The sequence below is a fragment of the Streptomyces sp. NPDC102451 genome (assembly GCF_044765485.1).
Classification (GTDB): Bacteria; Actinomycetota; Actinomycetes; order Streptomycetales; family Streptomycetaceae; genus Streptomyces.
On sequence record NZ_JBIWKD010000005.1, the window covers coordinates 44,198 to 70,106 of the forward strand.

The following is a 25,909-nucleotide window of genomic DNA, read 5'->3' on the forward strand; positions in this document are numbered from 1 at the left end:
CGGGGCACCGGGCCCCGGGGCCTCACCCGTTGGTGTACTCCCGCACCGGCACCTGTCGCGGCACCCCGGTGGGCCCGCGGCCCGTCAGCGGGGCGGGCAGCGGCAGACCCGAGGTGTCGTCCAGGAAGACCCGGCGCACCACCCGCTCCGCAGCGTGCCCGTCGTCGTACGGACAGAACCGGGCCCGGAACGCCGCCCGGCGCTGCGTGGAACGGGGCCCGCGCCAGTGGTCGGTGGCGAAGATCTCGTGCAGCTCCTCCTGGTCGCGGGCCACCGCCCCGGGAGGGAAGGCCGCCGGGTCGAAGTAGGTGCCGCGGGCCGCCTCGTACGCCTGTGCGTCCTCCAGGTGCAGGACGACCGGACGGTCCAGGTTGACGTAGTCGAACATCAGCGACGAGTAGTCCGTGATCAGCGCGTCGGACGCGAGACAGAGCTCCTCGATGGACGGGTGGCCGCTGACGTCGATGATCGCGGGGTGCCGGGTGTGGCCGGCGGTGGCCCGGGCCGTCGTGTCCAGGTAGTGCGAGCGGGCGAGGATCACGAAGCGCGGGCCCAGGACGCGGACCAGCTGCTCCAGGTCCAGGGAGTGCTGCTGGGCCCGCCGGTAGTCGCGGTGGGTCGGCGCGTACAGCAGGGCCCGGCTGCCGGCCGGGACGCCCAGGCGCTCGCGCAGCCGGGCGGTCTCCTCGGGGCCCGTGCGGTGGAAGACGTCGTTGCGCGGGCTGCCGTACTCCAGCGTGGTGTAGCCGGAGGGGTAGGTGCGTTCCCACACGAGGGTGGAGTGCTGGTTGGCCGAGAGCGAGAAGTCCCACTTGTCGACGTTGCGCAGCAGCTGGTCGAAGTCCATGGAGCCGGCCGCCGCGGGACGGTGCACGAGGTCGGTGCCCATGGTCTTCAGGGGGGTCCCGTGATGGGTCTGCAGCAGCACCTGGCCGCGTCTCTTCACGAGCCTGCGGTCGAAGTTGACGTTGTTCACCAGGTACTTGGAGCGTGCCAGGGCCGTCCAGTACGCGGCCGTACCCGGGTGCAGGACGCGGGTGGCGTCCGGCACGGTGTGCGCGTCCTCCGGGCGGCAGATCCAGGAGGTGCGCAGCCCGGGCACGAGCGCTCTGGCGGTGGCCTCCAGCGCCGCGGGACTGCAGGTGTAGCCGCGGTGCCAGTAGGCGGCGAACACGGCGTCCGCGTCGCGGACGGGCAGCCGCAGCTGGACGCGGTAGTGCAGCTGGAGCACCGCCCCGCGCACCGCCCGGCGCGCCGTCGAGGCCGCGCGCCCGAGCAGGCCGCGCAGCCGCTGCGCCGCCCACAGGGCGCGGTACGTGCGGTGGGCCCCCAGCCGGAAGAGCGCGTGCCGCAGCCGGGCGCGGCGGGGCGCGGGGGCACCGGGGGCGTGGTAGCGGCGGCAGTGGGCGCGGGCCCGGCGGAAGAACTGGGCCCGGCTGCCGCGTGGCAGCCTGCCCCGGGAGGTGAAGAGGGTCGAGAAGTGGTCGAGCATCCGGCGGAACATCACCGGTCGCCAGACGGCGAGTTCGGGGCGGGCGTCGATGAAGGCGAAGACCCGGTCGTACTGGTCGAAGACGTCGAAGTGCCGGTGGGTGGTGGTGGACAGGATGTTGCCCCGGCGCCGCTGGCGGTATCCGACGCAGACGGTGTCCAGCACGGCGATCGACCCGGCGGCCATCAGCACCGGGTAGGTCCAGGGGGTGTCCTCGTAGTAGCCGGGCGGGAAGGTGAAGCCCTCGGCCTCGATGAACTCGCGGCGGTACGCCTTGTTCCAGACGACCATCAGGACCTTGAGCAGCTCGGGCCGCTCCGTGAGCCGGAAGGAGGCGGGACCGGTCTCGGCGAGGTGCTGGGAGAAGGTGTTGCGCACGCTCTCGCCCGACCAGTACGTACGGGCGTAGTCGTAGACCAGGACGTCGGGGCCGCCGGTGGCCTCCAGGCGGTCGGCGATGGCCTGGAGCGCCTCGGGGGCGAAGGTGTCGTCGCCGTCGAGGAAGAGCAGGTAGTCGCCGGTGGCCCTGGCGACCCCGGCGTTGCGGGCCGGTCCCAGGCCGGAGTTGTGCGGCAGGTGGACGGCGCTGACCCGGGGGTCGCGCACGGCGTACTCATCGGCGATCGGGCCGCAGGCGTCCGGTGAACAGTCGTCGACCACGATGATCTCGTAGTCCTTGAACGACTGGTTCAGCACGGAGTCGAGGCACGCGTGCAGATACGCCTGGACCCGGTACGCGGGCACGATGACACTGAACCGGGGCACAACACTTCCAGGGGTCGCTCGCGGGCGGGCAGGTGGCCCGCAAACGGCCGATGGAGTGACTTGGTTACGCCGGACATGGCATTCGGGGGAAATACGAGGTAGGGCGGCCCGATCGCGAGTGAACGGGCCGCCCTGACGTTGACGAACGTATGTACTTCCGTGTCCTGCTGTGCGCCGTGCGCTACTTGACGGCGCCCGCCATCACGCCGGAGACGAACTGGCGCTGGAAGGCGAAGAACACCGCCAGCGGGATCACCATGGACACGAAGGCGCCGGGCGCCAGCACGTCGATGTTGTTGCCGAACTGACGGACCTGCTGCTGCAGGGCCACGGTGATCGGCGGGGACTCCGAGTCCGCGAAGATCAGCGCGACCAGCATGTCGTTCCACACCCAGAGGAACTGGAAGATCCCGAGCGAGGCGATCGCGGGGCCGCCGAGCGGCATCACGACCCGGGTGAACAGCCGGATCTCGCCCGCGCCGTCCAGCCGCGCGGCCTCCAGCAGTTCGCGTGGGATCTCCGCGAAGAAGTTCCGCAGCAGGAAGATGGCGAACGGCAGGCCGAACGCCGTGTGGAACATGATCACACCGAAGGTCGTCTCGAAGATCCCGATGGTGCCGAAGAGCTCCGACACCGGGATCAGGGCGACCTGCACGGGGACCACCAGCAGCCCCACGACCACCAGGAACCACCAGTCGCGGCCGGGGAACTCCATCCAGGCGAAGGCGTATCCGGCGAGCGAGCCGATGACGACCACCAGGAGCGTGGACGGGACGGTGATCATGACCGTGCTGAGGAGCGAGTCGGTGATGGTCGAGTTGTCCAGCAGGCGCTGGTAGTTGTCGAACGTCAGCTCGGAGGGCGCGGTGAAGACCTTCCACCAGCCGCTCGCCGCGATGTCCTCGGGCCCGCGCAGCGAGGAGAGCAGCAGCCCGATGGTCGGCATCAGCCAGAACAGGCCCACCAGGACGAGGAAGACCCGCATGGCGCCGCCACCGGCCCTGGCGGCGATCCGCGCGCCGAGGGACGGCTCGGCCTCCGTGGTCCCGGTTGTCATCGGCGCCCCTCCTTCCGCATGCGGCGGATGTTGAACAGCATCACCGGGATCACCAGCAGCAGGAGGAGTACGGCGATGGCGCTGCCGACCCCGAGGTCCGCGTCCGTGCCGAACGAGGAGCGGTACAGCTGCAGCGCCAGGACGTTCGCGTCGTCCTGGGAGGAGCCCGGAGCGATGATGAAGACCAGGTCGAAGATCTTCAGAACGTTGATCATCAGGGTGACCAGGACCACCGCGAGCACGGGGGCCAGCAGGGGCACCGTGATCCGCCGGAAGACCTGCCACTCGTTCGCGCCGTCCACCCGGGCGGCTTCGAGGAGTTCGCGTGGCAGGCCGGCCAGGCCGGCGGCGATCAGGACCATCGCGAATCCGGCCCACATCCAGACGTAGCTGCCGATGATGCCCGGCGTCACGAGGGACGGCCCGAGCCAGTCGACGCCGTTGTACGGCTCCCGGAAGTTGTCCGCCGGAAGCCGGAGCAGGGAGCCGTCGGCCGAGGCGGGCAGGGTGAACACCCCGTCCGCGCCGGCCGTCGCCGAGGCGACGACCTTGCCGTCCTTCACCGCCTCGACGGTGATGCCCTTGAGCCCGAGTTCCTTCGGGTCGACGACGTTGGGTTTGCCGCCGCCGCCCCTGGTGAAGTCGAGCCAGGCAGTCCCGGTGATGCCGTCGCCGGACGCGGCGGGCACCTTCGCCGGCTTCGCGTCGCCCGGCATCTTCGCCGGGACGACACCGACCAGCGGCAGGTTCACCGGCTCACCGGCGCGCACGGGCTCCTTCGTCACGAAGGAACCGCCGCCACCGGCCTTCAGCGGGTGCACGGGCAGCGGATGCGCCTTCGGGAAGCCCGCGGACTGCGCGAACGTGTCGTGCACCCCCACCGCCACCGCGTTGGCCACACCGCGCTCCGGCGCCTGCTCGTACACCAGGCGGAAGATGATGCCGGCGGCGAGCATGGAGATCGCCATCGGCATGAAGACGATCAGCTTGAACGCCGTACCCCACCGGATCCTCTCGGTGAGCACCGCGAAGATCAGCCCCAGTGCGGTGGCGACCGTCGGCGCGAACACGACCCAGATCGCGTTGTTCTTGACCGCGGTCCGGATGGTGTCGTCGGTGAACAGCGCCTTGTAGTTGTCGAGGCCCGCGAAGCCCGTGCCGGACTGGTCGAGGAACGAGCGGTAGACGGAGTACACGATCGGATAGACGACGAGTGCGCCGAGCAGCACCAGGGCCGGCAGCAGGAACGCCGCCGCGACGGCCCTGCGGGTGCCGGTCACGCCTCCGCGTGGTCGCTTGCCCGTGCCCGCGTCAGGACGGTCAGGACGCTTGTCGGCGGGGGGCGCGCTGCCGGCGCCCCCCGCTGTCGCTGTGGTCATCCCGTCAGCTCGTGTACGCCTTGGCCGCGTCGGACTCCAGCTTGCTTTGAGTCCCCGCGATGTCCTTCGGGTTCTTCAGGAAGTCCTGGAGCGTCTTCCACTCACCCTTGCCGGGCGTCCCGCCGAACGACTGCGGGGCCTGGTCGGACATGTCGAACCGGACGTCGTCACCGGCATCGATCAGCGCCTCGGCGATCGTGCGCTGCACGTCGTTCGGGTAGGCGGCCGAGTCCAGCGACTTGTTGGGCGAGATGAAGCCGCCCGCCTCGGCCCAGATCTTCGCCGAGTCCTTGGAGGCGAGCCAGGTCAGCAGCGCCTGGGCGCCCTTGGTGTCCTTGAGCGCCACCGCCGCGTCGCCGCCCGTCACCACGGGGGACTCCGCGCCGACCGCCGGGAACGGGAACACCTTGGCGTCCGTACCGATCTTCGCCTCGGTCTGCGCGATGTTGATGGAGACGAAGTCGCCCTCGAAGACCATCGCGCCCTTGGGCTGGTCACCGCCGGTGAACGTCTGGGTGACCGACACGGGGAACTCGGTCTGCAGCGCACCGTCGGCGCCGCCGGAGATCAGGCTCGGCTTGCCGAAGAGCTCGGCGAGGGTGGTCAGGGCGTCCTTGACGGACGGGTCCGTCCACTTGATCTCGTGCTTGGCCAGCTGGTCGTACTTCTCGGGGCCGGCCTGGGAGAGGTAGACGTTCTCGAACCAGTCGGTGAGCGTCCAGCCGTCGGCGCCGCCGACCGAGACCGGGGTGACACCGGAGGCGGAGACCGTCTCGGCCGTGGCCAGGAAGTCCTTCCAGGTCTTCGGCTCGCTCGCGCCCGCGTTCTCGAACGCCTGGGTGTTGTACCAGACCAGGGACTTGTTGGCGGCCTTGAAGTAGACGCCGTACTGGGTGCCGTCGACCGCGCCGAGGTCCTGCCAGACCTTCGAGTAGTTCTGGCCCAGCTGGGCCCGCGCCTCGTTGCCGACCGGCTTGGCCCACTTCTTGGCCACGGCCTGCTGGATCGCGCCCACCTGCGGGATCATCGCGACGTCCGGCGGCTGGCCGCCCGCGATCTTCGTACCGAGGAAGTTGACGATCGGGTCCTGCGCCGGGACGAAGGTGACGGTGGCTCCCGTCCGCTTCTCGAACTCGTCGAGGACCTTGGTGAAGTTGGCCTGCTCGGGTCCGGTCCAGACCGCGGCGACCGATATCTTCTCGCCGTCGAGCTTCGGCAGGTTGACGCTCGACGAGCTGTCCTCGCCCTTGCCGGACTCCTTGCCGGATTCCTTGCCGGCCTTGTCCTTGCCGTCGCCGCTGCAGCCGGTGAGGGCCAGCGCCCCGATCGCGGTGAACACCAGTGCGGCCCTACGCATGCGAAGGGTTCTGCGCATCCCTGCCCCGTCTCTCCTGCGCGCGCATGAGCGCCGACCGGCACCAACGGTGCGGCTCTGCGGTGCCGTTCACGTCTCACATCGTGCGGTTCACATCGTCCGTGCGCACAGTCCTATGCCCGGTGCTCCGGGGCCGCAATACCGCCGTCCGCGCCAACTCGGTGATCGTGATGGGCTCGTGACGTCGCACCCGGCGCCGCGGTCCAGGGGATCAGCGGGGGCAGCGGCTCCGCGTTCACCGAGCGGGCCGCCCGCTCCAGGGCGCTGGCCAGCAGGGCCAGGTCCGTGGGGCCGTTGCCCAGCTCGCGGACGGGCCGCCGGGTCGGCGGATCGCCCATCCGCTCCCACTCCAGCGGTACGACGGTGGGGCGCAGGGTCGCCGTGCGCGGGATGCGTCCGGTGACCCGGCCGCCCTGGAACGGCGTCACCCGGCCGTCCGGATGCCCCAGCCGCCCACGGCCGGGCGCGGCCTCGTCCGGGGACGGGGGGACGACGGGCGGGTCGAGCACGATGCGCAGCCGCGCGCCCCGGGCCAGCTCCGTGTCCTCGGTGCGGTCCGGGCGGGCGGAGGTGGCGACCAGGTGGACGCCGAGGCGCCCGCCGTCCCTGGCCACGGCCTCCAGCACCCGGACGACGGACCCGGCGGACGGGCGGCCGGGGCTGCCGAGCGCCGGGGCCACCAGGGCGTCGAAGTCGTCGGCCAGGACGACCAGCCGGGGCAGGGGCGAGGGCCCGGGGTCCGGGCGGGCCGCGGCGGGCCGCAGCCGCAGGGTGCCGCTGGCGGGCGATTCGAGGTCGCCGCGCTGTTCGGCGGCGGTGGCGCGACGGCCGGTGAGCCCCTGCGATTCCTCGTACCGCGCGTGCCATTCGGCGAAGTCCAGCGTGCCCAGCAGCTCCGCCCGGCGCTTCAGCTCGCCGCCCAGCGCCTGGGCGAACTCCCGCATCCGTACGGGGTCGGAGGCCACCAGGTGCGTGAAGACGTGCGGCAGCTCCGTGCAGGGGCGGAGCCCCTCGCCCCGCTCGCCCTGCTCGCCGCCCGCCCCGTCGATGAGGAGGATGCCGAGCCGGTCCGGGCGGGCGGCGGAGGCCAGGGAGGCGGCTGCGGCGCGCAGCAGCTCCGTACGGCCGCTTCCGGTGGGGCCCTCGATCAGCAGGTGCGGGCCCTCGTCGGCCAGGTCGACGGAGAGCGGGCCCCGGGGGCCGGCGCCGAGGACGATCACGGGCCGTCCCGCGTAACCGGAGGACGCTCCCGCGGGGCCGGTCTCCGCGTGGCCGCTGTCGCGGCGCTGCGAGCCGATCCGGGGGGAGCCGCTCCCCGCAGCCGGGGGGTAGGCGGAGCGGCCCGAGCCCGAGCTGGTCGGCCCGCTGCTCCGGAACGGGGTGTGCCCCGGGTCGGGGGACTCGCGCTGCGCGCCCACCCGGGGTCCGGTGCTCAGGGTGCGGCCGGAGCTTGTCGTGTCCAGGTCCGCGGAGCCGTGGGCGGCCGTGCGCACCGTCGCGCCCGGCTGGTCCTCGGCCGTGGAGGCCCAGCGCGCCATCAGGGAGGCCGGGGTGGCCCTGGCGAGTCCCAGCTCGTCCAGCAGACGGGCGGCCGGGGGCAGGGCCGCCGCTATGGGCCGGCCGGGCAGGGCGGCCGCGCCCTCGTCCCGCAGCGGGGCCAGGGCGCGCCCGAACCGCTCGGCCCAGGCCGCCGACACGGCGTCCACCGCGGCGACGGTGCCATGGCCGGCGGCCTGGCCGCCCGCCGTGCGCAGCAGCCGCAGCGCGGTCGCCACGTCACCGCTGAGCATGGCGACCGCACCGCACTCGCGGAAGGCGATGGAGGCCCGGCACGCGGTGTCGTACGTCGCGGCGACCGGGGACGTCGGGGAGGCGGCCGGGGTCTCGGCCAGGCAGATCAGATGGATCCCGGCGGCGGCCCCGGCACCGGCCAGGCCGGCCGTGGTCTCGCGCAGGGCCGCCGAGCCGGGGTCGCCGTCCACGATCACCACGGTGTACGGCCCGGTGTGCTGCCGGGCCGCATCGGCCACGGAGGTACGGTCGGCGCTCGCCCAGCCGGGCCCCAGCGGCCCCTCCTCCATGCGCCGCACCAGCTCCGCCGCGCGGGCGCCCGCCTGCTCACGGTCGTACGCGAGGAGCAGGCGGCAGTCCTGGCCGTGCATGGGGCGCAGATGGGGCAGCCAGCCGAGCCAGGACCACTCGCGCCGCCGCTCCTCCAGGCTCCGGCTCCGGTCCGTGCTGATGAGCACGATCTCCACGTCGAAGGGGGAGTGCAGCGCGGCGAGCTGCGCCACCGTCGAGCGGGCGAGCCCGGACAGCCGGGCCCGCGGACCCGCGAGGCCCAGCGAGCCGGCCTCCCGCAGCCCCACGGTGACCGGCACGGCCGGCAGGTCGGCCCGCTCCGTCGTCCCGAGCCGTACGACCAGGGCCTCGGGGTGTGCGGTGTCGCGCTCCCAGAGGCGGGGACCGGGGCCGAGCGCCGTGAGGAGCACGGTGGCGGGGTCCGGCCAGGTCCCGGCCGGGGCGGAGGGGGAGTGCGGGGGTACGGAGGGAGCGTGCGGGGCGGACTCGGGCTCCGGCCGGGCCGCCGGTGAGCCACCGGGCGGCGTCCCGTGCGCCTGGTCTCCTCTGCCGCCCTTGAGCCGCCGCGCCCAGGCGCCTATGCCACCGCGTCTGGCGGCCTCCCCGGGGGCCAGCTCGGAGCCGCGGCCGTGGGTGACCTGTGCGAAGGGTTCGCCCTGGTGCGCGTCGGGGGCCGCCGGGTCGTCGTACGCCTCGTGGGTGAGGTGCGCGGCGGAGCCGTGGGCGTGGCCCTCGGCGCCGGCCGGGCCGGCGCCGGGTTCCCCGGCCGCCCCCGGGGCGCCGCCCGCCGCCTCCGCGCGGGCCACCCGCAGATGGCCCTCGCCGTCCGGTGTCGTCGTCAGCGTGGGCGTGCGTGAGCCGGGCGCGAGCCGGAGCGTGGACTCGCCGAGCCGCAGCAGGGCGCCGGGGACCAGCCGGACCGGGCGGTCGGTGACGTCCGCGCCGTCCAGCGAGGTGCCGTTGGTGGAGCCCAGGTCGGCGACGGACACCCGGCCGTCGTCGGAGACCGTCACCGCGCAGTGCAGGCGTGACACGTCGGGGTCGTCGAGGGGGACGTCCGCCTCGGCGGAGCGGCCGATCCGGATCTGCCCGCCGTGCAGCAGATGGACCCCGCCGGCGTCCGGTCCCGCGATCACGTGCAGCCGCGCCGGAACGGCGTCGTCGGCCGCCTCGTCCTCGCCGGGCACCTGGAGCGAGAGCACCGTGCCGTCCACCAGGGGCGGCTCGCCGAGGGCGCAGCGCTGGGGGTCGAGCCGCTCGCGCCCGGCGTACAGCACGGTGGCGCCGCCGCCCAGGGAGCTCTCGGGGCCGGAGACCGCGGCGGCCAGGCCGGAGGCGACGGCCGCGAGGGCCGTCCCGGCCGGGGCGGTCACGAGCACGTCGCAGGCGCGCGCCGGGGTCTGGCCGCTGCGCGGCGCGAGGACGGTCAGCCGGATCTGCATCGCCGTCAGCGGTCCCTTCTGCGCGGGGTGCCCGGCAGGGGAAATGCCCTGTGATTCCCCCCACCCGGCACGGACGCGTCGTCCGGTACAGGTCGTCACGGACCGTGAGGCTCCCGACCTGACGGTTCCGTGCTGCAGGCATCCTCGCACCTGCCACTGACAACACGCCCGGGGGTGACCGCTTAGTGATCTTGAATGGCCGAGTGTGGGTGTAAAAGTGCCTGCTTGGTCCTGCCGGGGACGTGCTGCACACTCGTTCGGCAACCAACTCTTCCGTGAAGGCGTCTTCCCGCTGACACAGTGGCAACACGGCCGGAGGACGACCGACCGGTGCCCCGTACGGCGGCACTAGAGTGGGCCGAACATCCGGGCGGGCCCCGGGGGACCGCAAGCACAACGATCAGCAGGGAGCGCGTGACGTGCGGCCAGTCGGCAGCAAGTACCTGCTCGAGGAGCCGCTCGGACGCGGCGCCACGGGCACCGTCTGGCGAGCCCGCCAGCGGGAGACCGCGGGCGCCGAGGCGGCCGTCGCCGGGCAGCCCGGTGAGACCGTTGCGATCAAGGTGCTCAAGGAGGAGCTCGCCAACGACGCGGACGTCGTGATGCGGTTCCTGCGCGAGCGCTCCGTGCTGCTGCGGCTCACCCACCCGAACATCGTGCGCACCCGTGACCTCGTCGTCGAGGGCGATCTGCTCGCCCTGGTGATGGACCTGATCGACGGGCCCGACCTGCACCGCTACCTCCGCGAGAACGGCCCGCTCACCCCGGTCGCCGCCGCCCTGCTCACCGCGCAGATCGCGGACGCGCTGGCCGCGAGCCACGCGGACGGCGTCGTGCACCGCGACCTGAAGCCCGCCAACGTGCTGCTCGACGAGCGCGACGGCGGCATGACGCCGATGCTCACCGACTTCGGCATCGCGCGCCTTGCGGACTCCCCGGGGCTCACCCGGACCCACGAGTTCGTCGGCACGCCCGCCTATGTGGCACCCGAGTCCGCCGAGGGCCGCCCGCAGACCTCCGCCGTGGACGTCTACGGCGCGGGCATCCTGCTGTACGAGCTGGTCACCGGCCGTCCGCCGTTCGCCGGCGGCACCGCGCTTGAGGTCCTGCACCGGCACCTCAGCGAGGAGCCCCGGCGTCCCAGCACCGTCCCGGAGCCGCTGTGGACGGTCATCGAGCGCTGCCTGCGCAAGGACCCGGACCAGCGGCCCAGCGCCGTGAACCTCGCCCGGGCGCTGCGCACCGTCGGCTCCGGCATCGGCGTGCACGCGAACTCGGCGCAGATCGCCGCAGCCGAGGGCGTGGGCGCCCTGCTCGCCCCCGACCCGGCCCCCGCGGCCGTCCCGGAGACCCCGGGCGCGGCCGACCCGACCCAGGTGCTGCCGAGCAACGCGGGCTCGTACGACCCGGCGGCCCCGACCAGCGTCATGCAGCAGACCCCCGGCGGGGGCGGCCAGGCCGACCCGACCGCGATGATGCCGCCCGTGCCGCCGCTCCCCGGCGGCCCTCCGGGGACCGACGAGCCGCACCCGTGGCAGTCCCAGCTCCGGGCCGCCCGGGACCGTAACGAGCAGACGCAGGTCCAGTACCTCGACCCGAGCCAGGACCCGCTGCGCCGCCGCCCCCAGCGCCAGCAGCCGCCCCAGGACCGGCAGCCCCAGCGCCAGCAGCAGCAGCGCGCCCAGCAGTACCCGCCGCAGCAGCAGTCCCAGCGCTACCAGGCGCCGCCCCAGCAGCAGCGGCCCCAGCAGCAGCGGCAGCAGTACGCGCCCCCGCAGCAGCCCGCGCCCCAGCCGCCGGCCCCGCGCCAGCCGAGGCAGCGCAGCGCCAACCCGATGCGCATCCCCGGCCTCGGCTGCCTCAAGGGGTGCCTGTTCTCGGTGGTGCTGCTGGTCGTCGCGGCCTGGCTCATCTGGGAGCTGACACCGCTTCAGGACTGGGTCGCCCAGGGGCAGAGCTTCTGGGAGGCCATAGGGGACGGCATCGGCAAGGTCACCGACTGGTTCGAGGACCTCGGCGGAAGCGGCTCCGGCGGCACAACCGGCCAGTAACCGCCGCACTCTGTGTCTTTGTCGACTTCTGTGGGCCCAATTCGCCCGCAGAAGTGAAGGTTGGCGCCATCCAGGGCACGCAACACCCCGTTCGCCGCGTAACTTTGTCGACCGGGGGTCAACGCCAGCCGCTGAGGGAGCAGTCTTGGCACGGAATATCGGCAGCCGGTACACCGCCCACCAGATCCTGGGGCGCGGCAGCGCCGGAACGGTGTGGCTCGGCGAGGGGCCGGAAGGTCCCGTCGCCATCAAGCTGCTGCGTGAGGACCTCGCGTCCGACCAGGAACTCGTGGGCCGCTTCGTCCAGGAGCGCACCGCGCTGCTCGGGCTCGGGCATCCGCACGTCGTCGCCGTCCGCGACCTCGTGGTGGACGGCACCGACCTGGCCCTGGTCATGGACCTCGTGCGGGGCACCGATCTGCGCACCCGCCTGGACCGGGAGCGCCGCCTCGCGCCCGAGGCCGCCGCGGCGATCATCGCGGATGTCGCCGACGGCCTCGCCGCCGCGCACCGCGCCGGAGTGGTCCACCGTGACGTCAAGCCGGAGAACATCCTGCTCGACATGGAGGGCCCGCTCGGCCCCGGCGGATCGCACCCCGCCCTGCTCACCGACTTCGGCGTCGCCAAGCTGATCGACACCCCGCGCCGCACCAAGGCCACGAAGATCATCGGTACGCCGGACTACCTGGCCCCCGAGATCGTCGAGGGCCTGCCCCCGCGCGCCGCCGTGGACATCTACGCCCTCGCGACCGTGCTCTACGAGCTCCTCGCCGGCTTCACGCCCTTCGGCGGCGGCCACCCCGGGGCGGTCCTGCGCCGCCATGTCACCGAGACGGTCGTCCCGCTGCCGGGCATCCCCGACGAGCTCTGGCAGCTCCTGGTGCAGTGCCTGGCCAAGGCCCCCGCCTCCCGGCTGCGCGCCTCGGAGCTGGCGACCCGGCTGCGGGAGCTGCTCCCGCTGCTGGCCGGGATACCCCCGCTCGACGTCGACGAGCCGGACACCGAGGCCGAACCGCAGACCTACGACGAGCAGCAGTACACCCCGGCCGCCGAGGAGCCCCGCCGCCGCGGCGCGGTCCCGCTGGTGCCCGGCTCCTCCCCGGACTCCAACCGGGACACCCATACGAGCATGCGGGTCCCGGCCCCCGACGAACTCTCCGGAGGCCCCCTCGGCACGGCCCGCGCCCCGCGCGCCCCCGGCCGGCCGCGCCCCGGCTCCGCCCGCAACAAGTCCGCGGCCGTCCGCAAGCGCCGGATCACCCTGGGTGTCGCGGCGGTCGCCCTGTGTGCGGCGATAGGGGTGGGCGGCTGGTTCGCCACGAGCGGCGACGACCCGGGCACCACCCCTGATGACACGCGGAATTCGGCTCCTTCGGCCCCCTGAGGACCGCCCGGGAGCGGCCCGGGAATCGGGGGAGGGACATGTCCACCCGTCCAGCCGTTACGCTGGACCCGTGGCAGTCGTCGATATTTCCGAAGAGCTGAAGTCCCTCTCCTCGACCATGGGGTCGATCGAGGCCGTCCTGGACCTGGATGCGCTGAGGGCCGACATCGCCGCGCTCGAGGAGCAGGCGGCGGCGCCGTCCCTCTGGGACGACCCGGAGGCGGCGCAGAAGATCACCAGCAAGCTTTCGCACCTCCAGGCCGAGGTCCGCAAGACCGAGGCCCTGCGCGGCCGCATCGACGACCTCGAAGTCCTCTTCGAGCTCGCCGAGGACGAGGGCGACGCCGACGCACGCGCGGAGGCGGAGACCGAGCTGGAGTCCGTCCGCAAGGCGCTGGACGAGATGGAGGTCCGCACGCTCCTCTCCGGCGAGTACGACGCGCGCGAGGCCCTGGTCACCATCCGCGCCGAGGCCGGTGGCGTCGACGCCGCCGACTTCGCCGAGAAGCTCCAGCGCATGTACCTCCGCTGGGCCGAGCGGCACAACTACAAGACCGAGGTCTACGAGACGGCCTACGCCGAGGAGGCCGGCATCAAGTCGACCACCTTCGCGGTGGAGGTTCCGTACGCCTACGGCACGCTCTCCGTCGAGCAGGGCACGCACCGGCTCGTCCGGATCTCGCCGTTCGACAACCAGGGCCGCCGCCAGACGTCCTTCGCGGGCGTCGAGGTGCTGCCCGTGGTCGAGCAGACGGACCACGTCGAGATCGACGAGTCCGAGCTCCGCGTCGACGTGTACCGCTCCTCGGGCCCCGGCGGCCAGGGCGTCAACACCACGGACTCCGCGGTGCGCCTGACCCACCTGCCCACGGGCATCGTCGTCTCCTGTCAGAACGAGCGCTCGCAGATCCAGAACAAGGCGTCCGCGATGAACGTCCTCCAGGCGAAGCTCCTCGAGCGCCGCCGCCAGGAGGAGCAGGCGAAGATGAACGCGCTCAAGGGCGACGGCGGCAACTCCTGGGGCAACCAGATGCGTTCGTACGTCATCCACCCGTACCAGATGGTCAAGGACCTGCGTACGGAGTTCGAGATCGGCAACCCGGAAGCCGTCTTCAACGGTGAGATCGACGGCTTCATCGAGGCGGGCATCCGCTGGCGCAAGCAGAGCGAGAAGTAGCCTCAGCCGTACGGCTGCCGGGCCCGGACAGGTATTCCTGTCCGGGCCCGTCCGCGTTCCCGTCCGGCCCATCCGGGCGGAGGCACAGGGGAGTTGGGGGGAAGGTGTGGCGAATGAGTCACAGTCGTGATTCCGAATACCCGTCAAGAGCCCCCATAGCGGCCTGTATGCCCCCGGAACGGCCTTGACGTAGTCCTTATCTCTGGACAGGGTGCTAGAGCAGCACGCTTATGTCTGGGACAGGTGTGAACGGGGGCGGGCGGGATGACCACGGTACGGCGTGGCCCTGCAGAGTGTGTGACCCCGCAGGGCCGTGGACCGCATAGGGCTGCTCCATCGACACGATCAGCTACTGGGGGTAGCAACAGATGACCAAGAAGACGCGCATCCGCGTCGCGCGGATAGCCGCTGGTGCGGTTATTGCCGCGGGTGCCTCGCTGACCGCCGCTGGTGCGGCGCAGGCGGCGGGCCTCGGTCTCGGCCTCGGGGTCGACGACACCGAGGTCAGCGTCGGCCTGCACATCGGCGACGACGAGGACGACCCGACCAACCCGGGCGGGGAAGACCCGACCAACCCGGGCGGGGAGGACCCGACGGACGAGCCCACCGATGAGCCGACCGACGAGCCCACCGACCCGGGCACGCCGACCGATGAGCCGACGGACCCGGGCACGCCGACCGACGAGCCCACCGACCCGGGCACGCCGACCGGCGAGCCGACCGACGAGCCCACCGACGGCCCGACGGACACGCCCACCGATGAGCCGACCGACGGTTCCACGGAGGCGCCCACCGGCACCCCGTCCGACCCGTCCTACCCGGACGCCGGTGGCAGTGACAACAACACCGACACCGACAGCGTCGGCAACCAGCCGGTCGAGCAGGGCAAGGGCAAGGACGAGCTCGCCGAGACCGGTGCGGCCGAGACCACGTTCCTGCTGATCGGCGCCGCGACGATGATCGCCGGTGGTATCGGCTTCCGCATCCTGCCGCGTCTGGCCGGCGGCGGTCGTACGGCCGCCTAGTAAGCGCCTGCGGTAGGCCTACGCGCCTGTACGCACAGAGGGACCCGGCCCGCTTCCGCGGGGGCCGGGTCCCTCTGCATGTGGGGGGAACCAACAGGAACGAACCGTCAGGCCGTCGAGTCGGCCGCCTGACGGGGCTCCACGACGGGCTCCGCGACGGGTGCTGCCTCCGTCTTCGCGAAGGCCGGGGCGCCCTGCGCCGGGGCGGCGCTCTCCTTCTTCGCGGAGGAGAAGCTGACGGCGGCGCAGACCAGCGCGATCGCCCCGACCACGTACCAGTTGAGGCCCGGGATGTCGGTGGAGCGCGAGAGGTCGTAGAGCGCGCCCGCGGCGAGCGTGCCGACCATGTTGCCGAAGCTGCGGAAGAAGTGCATGGCGCCCATGGCCCGCGCCAGCCGGTCCGCCGGAATCCGGTCGGCGACCCACAGGTCGAAGGACGGCGTGAACAGGATGTCGCCGAAGACCACGACCAGGCAGCCCACGACCACCCACACCGCGGTCTGACCGGCCCCGAACAGGGCGTACGCCGCCGCCATCGCGAGGAACGCGACGCCCATGACCTGACCGGGCCTCAGGTGCTTGGACATGTAGCGGAAGGCCGGGTACTGGAGCACCAGGAGTGCCAGGCCGGTGATCCAGAAGGGGGTGGAGACCGGCAGGTCCGCGGCGAACTCCTCCATGTGCAGCGGCATGCCGACGAGGAAGCTGATCGACAGGATCCAGAAGACGCTGGAGAGCAGGAAGTAGCTGCCGCCACCGCCCAGTTGCAGGCCCTTGAGGATCGCCACGTTGACCAGCGGCGTCTCCTTCGCCGCCGGGTCGCCCAGGTCGCCCGCGTCGGCCGGGATGAACGAGGCCGCGGCCGCGCAGTAGCCGGCGAACAGGACGAAGACCACCAGGAACAGGACCGTCATGGAGGAGCCGAGGAACAGCCCGCCGATCACCGCACCGGCGATGACACCGAGCTGGCAGGACATCTGGAAGGAGGAGAAGGCCTTGGGCCGGTCCGCCGCCGGCAGGGTGCCGAGGATGTTCTTCAGCCCCGGGAAGGAGATCCCCGAGCCGAAGCCGACGAAGAAGGCCAGCAGGCTGTAGAACGGCACCCCGTCCGCGAAGCCCATCCCGCCGAGTGCGACGGCCTCCAGGGCGATGCCCGCGATGATGCTCGTGCGGGTTCCGAAGCGGGCCGCGACGCCCTCGTAGAAGAAGGTCGCGCTCAGCCGGCCCACGTACGTCAGGAACATCACGAACCCGGCCCAGAAGCCGCTGTACTCCACGCCGAGCGTCGAGATCAGGTGGGGGAACCAGATGTAGTTGCCGATGTGGGCGAGCGCGATGCCGGAGTTGACGCCCAGCAGGACCTTGCGGGTCTGCGGGCTCAGGACATGGCGTTCCTGGCGGCTCATACGGTGACCTTTCCTCGGGTGGGGGTGGAGCGCAGGTCCTGGATGGCCCGCACGAGTGCCGCGCGGTCGACGGCCGTGCCGCGTACGTACGTGGCGCGGGGGAGCTGCGACAGCGGCTGTCCGGCGGCGGCCGGGTCGATCAGGTTGAACGTGGCCGGACTGCCCTCCGCGATGAGGTCCGTGGCGGGCTCACGGCCGGAGAGCTCGTCGAAGAAGCCACGGGCCGTGGTCGTCGCCGTACGCAGCAGCGCCTCGCGCAGACCGGGCTTGCCCAGGTCGTCGCCGGCCAGCAGGTCCAGCTCGCCCTTGAGCGCGTCGCCGTGGAACGCACCGGTGTTGCCGCAGTCCGTGCCGATCAGCAGCGCCCCGCGCTCCAGCGCGGCCAGGCTGTTGTCGCGCATGTTGACCAGCGCCGCGGTCCGGGTGTCCTGGACCTCGTACTGGATGCCGAACGGCTCCTCGATCTTCGATACGAAGTCGAGGTTGGCCAGGTCCTGGGTCTCACGGAAGCCGGGCCGCCGGTACTCGCGCAGGAAGTCCTCGCGCTCCATGATCATGGGGCGCAGACCGCTGAGCGTGGAGACGAACCGGGCGCCTTCGAGCGTCTGCCAGTCCGCCGCCGACAGTCCGACGTCGCGTACCGGGTGGGCGAAGATGCGGAAGCCGAAGGCGTAGGCCTGCATCACCTCGTCGCGGGTGTTGCAGTCGATGACCGCCTTCAGACCGTGCTCGGCGGCCACCCGCGGTACGTGGGCGAGGAGGTTGCCCGGGAGCCGGGAGAAGCGCTTGCTGCTCTCCGGCTGCTCGGCGCCCTCGGTGTACATGACCTTCAGGAAGGTCGCGCCGCGTGCCTTGTTCGCCGCGAGGACCGTGGCGAGGTCGTCCTGCACGCTCAGCATGAAGACGGGCGCGGGGAACTCGACGCCGTGGCCGTAGTGGCCGTCGATGTCCTTGGTCGCGGTGGCGGCGTAACCGCAGTGGACCACCTCGGGCCAGGGCAGGCCCAGCTCCCGCTTGCCCTGCTCCCAGCCGTCCTTGACCAGCGGGAAGCCGAACAGGTCCGTGACGTGGGTGATGCCGTGGTAGAGGTACTGGAGCGCGGAGATGCGCGGGTCGTCGAGCGAGTCGTCGAAGTTGGCCGGGAGCGCCAGGTGGGCGTGCGCCTCGACGAAGCCCGGCCACAGTTCCGGCGTGTCCGCGTCGTTCTCGTCGCGGTCCGCGACGGCGCGGACGGAGGAGAAGTGGCCGTCCTCGACGGTGACGTCGTAGAGGGCGGACGGATCGAGCTCCGGGATCGCGACGCGCATCAGCGGGCCACCTTCACCGAGAGGTTGAAGTCGATGTCGTCGAGGGCGGCCCGGACCCGGCCGGTGGCCTCGTCGCGGTCCTTGCCGGTGTAGATGAGGTGGCCCAGCCAGTCGAAGTTGCTCTTGGACAGCCGGGACACGGTGCGGCCGGGCTTGGCGTACGCCAGTGCCTCCACGAAGCCGGGGGTGCCCTGGAGCTTGTCGAAGCCGATGGAGACGATCTCGCCGTCGACGGGCGAGCCGAACCAGTGGCCGCCCGCGATGACGTCTCCGGGGACGGGCAGTTCGGGCTTCTCGCCGAGCGCCTGGCGGATGACCTCCAGGTAGGCGTTGACGCCGCTGGACAGCTCCATCAGCTGCGGCACGATGCCGCCGGTGAGCCGGCCGTTGACCTCGCACAGCACCGGGCCGCCCTCGGCGAGGATGTACTCGGCGTGGATGAAGCCGAAGTCGACGCCGAGGCCCTTGAGGACCTTCTCGTTCATCGCGAACAGCTCGTCCTGGAGCGGGTGGCCGCGGAAGTAGGTGAGGCCCATCTCGATGAAGTACGGGAAACCGCTCAGGTTGCGGTCGGTGATCCCGAGGTTGACGATCTCGCCGCCCTGGAGCACGCAGGCCTCCACGGAGACCAGCTCGCCCTCGACGAACTCCTCGACGACGATCTCCGGGATGCGGGTCACTCCGCGGCCGTAGTCGTCCACCTTCGCCAGCTCGGCGAGGTAGTCGGTGAGTTCCTGGTCGTTGCGGAGCAGGAGCACGTGCAGGCTGGCGGTGCCGTCGGACGGCTTGACGACGCAGGGGAAGCCGATCTCGTGGACGGCGGCCGCCATGTCCTTCGGGTCCGCGACGGACACGAAGCGCGGCTGGCGCACGTCGGTCTTCTCCAGCGTCAGGCGGGTGCGGTGCTTGTGGCGGGCGTTGAGGGCGCCTTCCACGCTCATCCCGGGCAGTCCGAGCGAGCGGGCCACCGAGGCGGCGTGCACCGTGTGGTACTCGCTGTAGGTCATGACGCCGTGGACGGGCTTCTGCGCGTTGATCTCCTTGGCGAGCCGCTCCAGCTCGTCGATGGAGAAGGCCTCGGTGCTCTTGACGACGTCGCACTTGTCGTGGGCGAACGCGGCCTCGGCCAGCGGCGAGGCGCCGAGGTAGAAGTCCGGGTCGGCGGAGACGAACGTGACGTCGTGGCCCAGCTCCAGGGCGTTGGCGATGCCGGCGATGCCGTTGGGGTTGCATTCGATCATGAGGATGTGCATGGCAAAGTCCTTAGGTTCGGAGGAGTTCGGGGCAGTCCGGAGAGGGTTCAGAGGCAGTTCAGGGGGCGCGCAGCCGGGACGCGGCGGAGAGGACGGCCGGCAGGTCGAAGCCGAGCCGGGCCATCACCTCGTGGTGGTCGCCCCCCTCGGCCGGCCAGGCGTGGCCCGCGTTCACGCCCACGACCTCGCACCGGGGCATCAGCAGGGCCAGCGCCTCGGCGACGCCGCCCTCGCGCCGGTGTTCCTCGACGACCACGAACCTGCTGTGTCTCCCGGCCAGTTCGGCGGCCGACCGGGCCAGGTGGTCGTGGTCCAGGTACACGAGGTGGGCGTGGGCGAGTCCCGGCTCACGCTCCCGTGCTTCGAGCGCGAGGCGGGTGCCCTCCTCGCCCACGGAGACCAGGCAGGGCGCGTCGGCTGTCGCACCGGCGGAGTCCCAGGCGACCAGCGGCAGTTCACCGTCCTGGCCGGGCAGGGAGGTGTACGCCGCGTTGCGCCCGGTGCGGATGTAGTGCGGCTTCCCGGACCGGGCGGCGGCGCGGACGACCGCCCGCATCTCGGCCTCGCCGTACGGTGCCGCGATGGCCACCCCGGGCACGCTGCGCAGGACGGCCAGGTCCTCCAGACAGTGGTGCGTCGTCCCGAACCAGGCCCCGGAGACACCGGCGTACGGCGCGACGACGGTGACCCCCGCGTTCAGATAGCCCAGCGTCAGCTTGAGGCTCTCCGCCGCCCGGAGCGCCGCGAACGGCGCGAAGGTGGAGAGGAACGGCAGGTAGCCGCCCACCGCGAGCCCGGCGGCCATGTCCACCATGGCCCCCTCGGCGATGCCCAGGTTGAAGAACCGGTCCGGATGGGCCCGCTGGAAGGGGTGGTTCTTGCCGCCGAGGTCCGCCTCCAGGCAGAGCACCCGGGGGTCCTCCCCGGCGATCCGGGTGAGTTCGTCGCGGTAGGCGTCCCGGCCCGCGAGGGCCGGCCGGGCCTCCGTGATCGTCGCCGTCATCGGATCGCTCGCTTCCACTTGGCGGCGCGGGCCGCGTCGATGGTGACGTAGTGGGAGGCGGCCTTGCCCTCCACGGCGGGCACGCCCTTGCCCTTGACCGTGTCGGCGATCACCGCGAGGGGCCGGGTGGCCTCCGTACGGTCGCCGGACAGCACCTCGCCGAGGGCGGTGAGGTCGTGTCCGTCGACCTCGGCCGTCTCGAACCCGAAGGCGGCGAAGCGTGCGGCGAGCTCGGGCAGTGGCGAGACGTCCGCGACCATGCCGTCGTTCTGGCCGCCGTTGCGGTCGACGACCAGCACGAAGTTGCCCAGCCGCTGGGCGGCGGCGACCTGGCAGGTCTCCCAGACGAGCCCCTCCTGGAGCTCGCCGTCCCCCGTCACGGCGATGCCGAGGCCCGGCTTCCCGCCGAGCCTGCGGGACATGGCCCAGCCGGCCGCGTACGGCACTCCGTGCCCGAGGCTCCCGGTCGGGAAGCGCACCCCGGGGACCTTGGGGCCCGGATGGCCGGTGTACGGGTGGCCGGCCATGCCGTACAGCGGGGCCGGGTTCTCGGGCAGCACGCCGTTCACGTACAGCGCCGCGTAGAGGCCGGCGGCCGCGTGGCCCTTGCTGAGGACCACCTCGGTGCCGTCACCGGAGGAGGCCCGGTGCAGCGACGCGATCAGGATGTCCAGCACGGACAGGCTGCCGCCGAGGTGGCAGCCGCGCGGGCTCGCCGCCATGTCGACGACCAGCCTGCGGGCCTCCCGCGCCCGCTCGGCCAGCAGGGCGTGCTCGGCGTGCTCGGTGTGCTCGGTGGCGAGGGCACTGTCGACGGGTTCCAGGACGTCGGTCAGCACGGTCATCATCGGCTCCCTTCGGGCAGGGCGAACCAGCGGGCCACCGCGTCGGCCAGGAGCGACCGCGCGGCGCGGTACTCCCCGGCGCCGATGCGTTCCTCATCGGTGTGGTCGAGCGCGGAGTCGCCGGGGCCGTAGGCGACCATCGGCACCCCGCGCCAGGTGGTGGCGAGGGTGTTCATGTCGGAGGTGCCCTTCTTGACCACGAACCTCGGCCGGACGCCGGCCTGTCCGAAGGCACGGCTGAACACCTTCGCCAGGGAGCTCGTGCGGCCCCCGCTGTGCCCGGGGGTGGCACGCTCCACCGCGATCTCCACGGCGTCGCTCCCGTGCGACAGGGCGGCCTCGCGCAGGGCGTCGAGGTCGGCGCCCGGCGGCACCCGGAAGTTGAGGATGCCGACGGCGCGGTGGCGTTCGCGGCCCGTCTCGCAGCGGACGTCGATGAGGGCGCTCAGGGCGTCCGGTGCCTGCTCCAGGACCGAGGCCCTGATGGATGCGACGGCCTCCGTCAATGCGTCCGGCGCGGAGACGGCGTCCATGCCGGCGGAGTGACCGCTGTCGACCCATGCGGTGACCCGGAGCTTGAACAGTCCGTAGTAGCCGAGCGTCAGCTTGTCGCTGCCGCTGGGCTCGCCGATGACGACGGCGTCGGCCGGATAGTGGTCGCGGGCGTGGAAGGCGCCCTTCGAGGAGGAGATCTCCTCCTCGACCGCGCCCACCACCCGCAGCGAGCCGTCCGCGGGGACGTCGGCCGTGGCCAGCACCTCAAGGAAGGCCGCCAGGCTGCCCTTGGCGTCCACGCTGCCCCGGCCGTGCAGTTCGCCCTCGCGCCACTCGGCGGGCCAGTGGTGCGGCACCGTGTCCAGATGGCCGAGCAGCAGCAGGGCGCGGTCCCCGGTGCCCCGGGTCGCCACCAGGTTCCCGACGGCGTCGATCTTGGCGTCGATGCCGCGCTCGGCGCACCAGTCGGCCAGGTAGGCGGCCAGCTCGTGCTCGTCCCCGGAGACCGAGGGCACCCCGACCGTGCGGCCGAGCAGCTCCAGGTCCGTCTCCGGCGCGGTGCCGCGCCAGAACCGGGTCCAGCCGGCCGGCTCGGCCAGCGTGTGCGGGCCGGTGATGGCGATGTCGGCGCTGCCGCCCTCCAGCGCCATCTCGGCGGCCCGTACCTTCTGCCGCATCCTGCCGCCCGCGTACCGGGCCGCCTCGCCCTGGTACGCGTGGGGCAGTGTCGACGCCGGGTCCGAGGGGTCGGTGAGCAGCCCCGCGGTCCCGGTGACCAGGCGCAGATGGTCGGCGCCCAGGGCGTTGGACAGGGCCGCGGCGAGCACGTCGGCATCCACGTTCAGCGGGGCGCCGCCGTCCCGGTCACGTACCGGTGCGGAGAGGCACACCACGTCGTACGCCTCCAGCAGCGCCCGCAGCCGGGCGGTGTCGGCCTCCACCGGTACGCCGGCCCGGTGGTCGCGGACGACCCGGGTGCGGCCCTCGGGGCTCACCGTCTTCAGCGGCCGGTTGGCGCGGCCGGTGACCAGGCCGCCGCGCGCGGCGACCGCGGTGAACACGTCGAGGCCGAGGGCGCGCAGCCCGTCCTCGACGCCGGGCAGGGTGACCCGCTCGTAGGCGTCGACCAGGTGCGTCATCTCGGCGGGCGGGCAGTAGCGCACCGAGTCGCCGTTGGCGAGCCGGAGTTCGGGCATCGGCCGGCCGAGGGCGGCGTAGTGCTGCTCGATGCCGACCGCGCCGCCCGCGACCAGCAGCAGCCGGGCGCCGCGGGCGACGAGGGCCGCCAGTTCGGTGTGGATCGTGCCGCGGTCGAGGGTGGCGCTGCCGACCTTGACCACGTACAGGGGGCGGGTCACGGTGCCACCGCCGCACAGCTCAGCCCGGTCCACTCGGTGTAGCCGAGGGCCAGGTTCATCGCCTGCACGGCCTGGCCGGCCGCGCCCTTGATGAGGTTGTCGATGGCGGCGATGGAGACGCACTGGTCCCCGTCGACGGAGACCGCGACCTCGGCGATGTTCGAGCCGACGACGGCCTTGAGCATCGGGAAGTCCTGCGGGGCCTTCGGCGAGGGCCGTACCCGTACGAACGCCTTGCCCGTGTACGCCTTGGCGTAGGCGCGCTTGACGTCGAGCGGGCTGACGCCCTCCTTGAGCCGGCTGTACGCCGAGATCAGGATGCCGCGCGGCACGTCCAGGCTGTGCGTGGAGAAGCGCAGCTCGGGCGCCGCACCGGTGAAGTGCGTCAGTGCCTGGGTGATCTCCGGCAGATGGCGGTGCCCGTGCAGCTTGTGCACCCGGAAGTTCCCGGAGCGCTCCGCCGGCTGCTCGGAGCCGCCCCGGCCTCCGCCGGTGGAGCCGGTCTTCGCGTCGACCACCACGTCCGCTTCGACGAGGCCGTCGGCGAAGAGCGGGTACAGCGCGTAGACCGTCGCGACGGCCATGCAGCCGGGCAGGTTGATGAACCGGCCCTCCGGCAGGGACTCCGACAGATCCGGTACGAAGTAGAGGAAGTCGTCGGCCGGTGGATGGGCCACCGACGCCGGGTAGTGCTTCGCCCGCTCCTGCGGATTGTCCAGCCGGAAGTCCCCGGCCAGGTTGAGGACGTACTTCGCGCGGTCCGCGATCTGCGGCAGCCGCTCGGGGAGCGCGCCGGTGGGCAGGCACGTGATCGCCACGTCGACCTCGCCCAGCTGGTCCAGCGGACGCAGCTTGATGCCGGTGAGCCGGGGGTGGTTGCGCAGCCACGGGTGGACGGCGCCCACCTGCTTGCCCGCCGCGCGCTCGGCGGAGAGGAACGCGAGTTCCACATGGGGGTGGTTGAGGAGCAGCCGGATGACCTCGCCGCCGGTGTAGCCGCTCGCGCCGATGACGGCGACGCGGATCTTCCGGTCGAGGGAGGGCGGATTCTGGAGTGTCGTCCGCTCAGCCAAGGCGGGCCGCCTTCTCGTAGGGACGGCGGTAGTCGCCGGCCTCGACGAGCTTGCGGATGGCGTCCGGGCGCCGGGCGACCTTGGTGAAGGCGTCCGCGTAGCGCAGGGCCCTCTCGTACTCGACCGGCGAGCGCAGCTCACGGCAGAGGACCAGGGTCGAGTCGAGCATGGCGAGGGTCGCCGGGAAGTCCTCGGGCCGGTGGTCGCGTACGGCGCCCGGGTTGAGCGTGAACGGGTAGCCGTTGCCGAAACCCGCGCGGTGCACGAACGGCAGGTGGCAGGGGATCGGGGTGTTCTGCCACTCCCGGGCGGGTACGCCCTCGGCGACGAGCAGCTCGTGCACGGCCTCCTTGACCGCCCACACCGGGAGGTCGTCGAGGCCGACGGCCTCGGGCAGCAGGGTGATCCGGTACATGTTGTAGGCGTGGACGTGGCCCTCGGGGACGTACGGCGCCCGGAAGAGCCCGGTGGAGTTCAGCGTGTCCGCGATCAGCCGCGAGTTACGGGCCCGGACCTCGTCGTAGTACGGCAGGCGCTCCAGCTGGCTGTGGCCGAACGCGGCGGCGACCCACGACATCCCGTAGTCGATGCCGTTGCGCACGGTGTACTCGGTCGCACGGGTATGGGCCTCCTCGGTGGCGAAGAAGGCGATGCCGCCCTCGCCGCCGAGCGGGAAGTTCTTGTCGGCCATCAGGCTCTGGCCGGCGGCGTCGCCGAACGAACCGGCGATACGGTCACCGATGCGGGCCGAGTGGGCGTGCGAGGCGTCCTCGACGAGCGCGATGCCGTGCTTGTCGGCCAGGGCGCGCAGCGCGGGCACATCGGCCGGCAGGCCGTGCACGTGCACCGGCATGATGGCGCGGGTCCGGTCCGTGACCGCGGCCGCGGCGGCCGCCGGGTCCATGCAGTACGTCCGCGGGTCGATGTCGACGAACACGGGGATCGCGTGGGCGGCGACGACGGCCTGCGCGGTGGCGATGAAGGTGAACGCCGGGACGATGACCTCGTCCCCCGGCCGAACCCCCGCGCCGACGAGGGCCAGGTGCAGGCTCGACGTGCCGCTCGCGGTGGGCAGCGCGTACGCGGCGCCCACATAGGAGCGGTAGGCCTCGGCGAAGTCGGCGACGACCTTCTCGGGCGCTCTCCGCTGGGAGAGCATCAGGTTGAAGACGTCCTCCTTGGTGATGACCGGGAAGAGCGTGCGGCGCAGCTCCTTGGGGATCAGCGCCTCGCCGCCGAGGGCGGCCAGCTCCGAGGCGACCTCCTCGGCGGAGGGCAGCGGGAGCGGGGCGGACGGGAAGTCGGTGATCATGACGGGGCTCCGGTGGTGAGGGGACGCACGGCCTGGCTGAGGGCCATACGGGCACAGGCCGCTACGAGCGGGCTCAGCCGGTAGTTGAACTGCACGCCGGGGATCAGATCCGTCTCGGACTCCTCCTGGGTCCACATCGTGCGGAGGTCGTACGCGCCGAAGATCTTGAGCCGCTCGGCACGCGCCCAGACGGTGCGGTCGTCGGTCAGTACGGCGGCGGCGGGGCCGAAGCCGAGTCCGGTGAGGTCGACGACCAGGGCCGGCGCCCGCAGGGCCCTCGCCCGCTCGTCGAGCAGATGGGCCCGGCCGGCGTCCAGCGCGATGTGCTCGAAGGCGGGCGGACCCGGCTCGTCCGCCACCTCGACGCCGAGCCAGGCCAGGAACGCGGCGTCCTTCGGTGACAGCTCCGGCACGCTGACGGTGTCGCCGTGCCCGATGCCCTGTCCGGCGAGCGCCGCGTGGACGGCGGCGCTGCGGCTGTTGACGAGCACCGCGTGCGCGCGCCCGGTCCGCTTGGTCAGCAGACGTTCCAGGCCGGGCAGTTCGCGGTCGCTCTTCTCGATGCTCATGACCACACCGGAGGTCATCACCCGGGTGAGCACGGTGGCTGTGTCGAACAGTTCCATGA

18 protein-coding genes are annotated in these 25,909 nt (G+C 72.5%); 4 read left to right on the plus strand and 14 right to left on the minus strand.

What is annotated here, in order from left to right; translation table 11 throughout:
- Window positions 1-22 precede the first annotated feature (22 nt).
- The 5 genes from ACIRD8_RS13095 to ACIRD8_RS13115 all read right to left on the minus strand — a co-directional run bounded on the left by ACIRD8_RS13095 (window position 23) and on the right by ACIRD8_RS13115 (window position 9,592).
- Window positions 23-2,257, minus strand: a complete 2,235-nt coding sequence (locus tag ACIRD8_RS13095) for a CDP-glycerol glycerophosphotransferase family protein (protein WP_403989733.1) — start codon at window positions 2,255-2,257, stop codon at window positions 23-25.
- A 181-nt stretch (window positions 2,258-2,438) separates the two neighbouring features.
- Window positions 2,439-3,314, minus strand: coding sequence for a carbohydrate ABC transporter permease (locus tag ACIRD8_RS13100; protein ID WP_403989735.1), 876 nt, complete (start codon window positions 3,312-3,314; stop codon window positions 2,439-2,441).
- Complete coding sequence (locus ACIRD8_RS13105; RefSeq protein WP_403989737.1) at window positions 3,311-4,693, minus strand: carbohydrate ABC transporter permease; 1,383 nt, start codon at window positions 4,691-4,693, stop codon at window positions 3,311-3,313. Before ACIRD8_RS13105 ends, ACIRD8_RS13100 begins: the two co-directional genes overlap by 4 nt.
- A gap of 4 nt (window positions 4,694-4,697) precedes the next feature.
- Window positions 4,698-6,068: an ABC transporter substrate-binding protein gene (locus tag ACIRD8_RS13110; RefSeq protein ID WP_403989739.1), complete on the minus strand. Its 1,371-nt coding sequence runs from the start codon at window positions 6,066-6,068 to the stop codon at window positions 4,698-4,700.
- Between the two features lie 113 nt (window positions 6,069-6,181).
- Window positions 6,182-9,592, minus strand: coding sequence for an FHA domain-containing protein (locus ACIRD8_RS13115; protein ID WP_403989741.1), 3,411 nt, complete (start codon window positions 9,590-9,592; stop codon window positions 6,182-6,184).
- A gap of 419 nt (window positions 9,593-10,011) precedes the next feature.
- On the opposite strand from ACIRD8_RS13115, the gene ACIRD8_RS13120 reads away from it, so the two are divergent.
- The 4 genes from ACIRD8_RS13120 (at window position 10,012) to ACIRD8_RS13135 (ending at window position 15,229) form a co-directional block, all read left to right on the plus strand.
- Complete coding sequence (locus ACIRD8_RS13120) at window positions 10,012-11,643, plus strand: serine/threonine-protein kinase (RefSeq protein WP_403989743.1); 1,632 nt, start codon at window positions 10,012-10,014, stop codon at window positions 11,641-11,643.
- Between the two features lie 145 nt (window positions 11,644-11,788).
- The gene (locus ACIRD8_RS13125) at window positions 11,789-13,027 is read left to right on the plus strand and encodes a serine/threonine-protein kinase (RefSeq protein ID WP_403989745.1); all 1,239 of its coding nucleotides are present in this window, start codon (window positions 11,789-11,791) and stop codon (window positions 13,025-13,027) included.
- A 70-nt stretch (window positions 13,028-13,097) separates the two neighbouring features.
- Window positions 13,098-14,204, plus strand: a complete 1,107-nt coding sequence (prfB, locus tag ACIRD8_RS13130) for a peptide chain release factor 2 (RefSeq protein WP_359471426.1) — start codon at window positions 13,098-13,100, stop codon at window positions 14,202-14,204.
- A 368-nt stretch (window positions 14,205-14,572) separates the two neighbouring features.
- Complete coding sequence (locus ACIRD8_RS13135; RefSeq protein ID WP_403989747.1) at window positions 14,573-15,229, plus strand: hypothetical protein; 657 nt, start codon at window positions 14,573-14,575, stop codon at window positions 15,227-15,229.
- A gap of 107 nt (window positions 15,230-15,336) precedes the next feature.
- On the opposite strand, the gene ACIRD8_RS13140 is transcribed toward ACIRD8_RS13135, so the two are convergent.
- Genes ACIRD8_RS13140 through ACIRD8_RS13180 form a run of 9 tightly spaced genes read right to left on the minus strand, consistent with a single transcriptional unit; the run spans window position 15,337 to window position 25,907 of the window.
- Window positions 15,337-16,635: an MFS transporter gene (locus ACIRD8_RS13140; protein WP_403989749.1), complete on the minus strand. Its 1,299-nt coding sequence runs from the start codon at window positions 16,633-16,635 to the stop codon at window positions 15,337-15,339.
- Complete coding sequence (locus ACIRD8_RS13145) at window positions 16,632-17,942, minus strand: hydrolase (protein WP_403989751.1); 1,311 nt, start codon at window positions 17,940-17,942, stop codon at window positions 16,632-16,634. Before ACIRD8_RS13145 ends, ACIRD8_RS13140 begins: the two co-directional genes overlap by 4 nt.
- On the minus strand, window positions 17,942-19,195 hold the full coding sequence (locus tag ACIRD8_RS13150) for an ATP-grasp domain-containing protein (RefSeq protein WP_403989753.1): 1,254 nt from the start codon (window positions 19,193-19,195) through the stop codon (window positions 17,942-17,944). The genes ACIRD8_RS13145 and ACIRD8_RS13150 overlap by 1 nt, the downstream gene beginning before the upstream one ends.
- Window positions 19,196-19,253: 58 nt before the next feature.
- The gene (locus tag ACIRD8_RS13155) at window positions 19,254-20,198 is read right to left on the minus strand and encodes a transketolase family protein (RefSeq protein WP_403989755.1); all 945 of its coding nucleotides are present in this window, start codon (window positions 20,196-20,198) and stop codon (window positions 19,254-19,256) included.
- Window positions 20,195-21,043: a thiamine pyrophosphate-dependent enzyme gene (locus ACIRD8_RS13160; RefSeq protein ID WP_403989757.1), complete on the minus strand. Its 849-nt coding sequence runs from the start codon at window positions 21,041-21,043 to the stop codon at window positions 20,195-20,197. The genes ACIRD8_RS13155 and ACIRD8_RS13160 overlap by 4 nt, the downstream gene beginning before the upstream one ends.
- Window positions 21,043-22,896 carry a M20/M25/M40 family metallo-hydrolase gene (locus ACIRD8_RS13165; RefSeq protein ID WP_403989759.1) on the minus strand — a complete coding sequence of 618 codons (1,854 nt, stop codon included), beginning with the start codon at window positions 22,894-22,896 and terminating at the stop codon, window positions 21,043-21,045. Before ACIRD8_RS13165 ends, ACIRD8_RS13160 begins: the two co-directional genes overlap by 1 nt.
- The gene (argC, locus tag ACIRD8_RS13170) at window positions 22,893-23,969 is read right to left on the minus strand and encodes an N-acetyl-gamma-glutamyl-phosphate reductase (protein WP_403989761.1); all 1,077 of its coding nucleotides are present in this window, start codon (window positions 23,967-23,969) and stop codon (window positions 22,893-22,895) included. Before argC ends, ACIRD8_RS13165 begins: the two co-directional genes overlap by 4 nt.
- Window positions 23,962-25,281 carry a DegT/DnrJ/EryC1/StrS family aminotransferase gene (locus ACIRD8_RS13175; protein WP_403989763.1) on the minus strand — a complete coding sequence of 440 codons (1,320 nt, stop codon included), beginning with the start codon at window positions 25,279-25,281 and terminating at the stop codon, window positions 23,962-23,964. The genes argC and ACIRD8_RS13175 overlap by 8 nt, the downstream gene beginning before the upstream one ends.
- On the minus strand, window positions 25,278-25,907 hold the full coding sequence (locus tag ACIRD8_RS13180) for a DegT/DnrJ/EryC1/StrS family aminotransferase (protein WP_403989765.1): 630 nt from the start codon (window positions 25,905-25,907) through the stop codon (window positions 25,278-25,280). Before ACIRD8_RS13180 ends, ACIRD8_RS13175 begins: the two co-directional genes overlap by 4 nt.
- Between the last annotated feature and the right edge of the window lie 2 nt (window positions 25,908-25,909).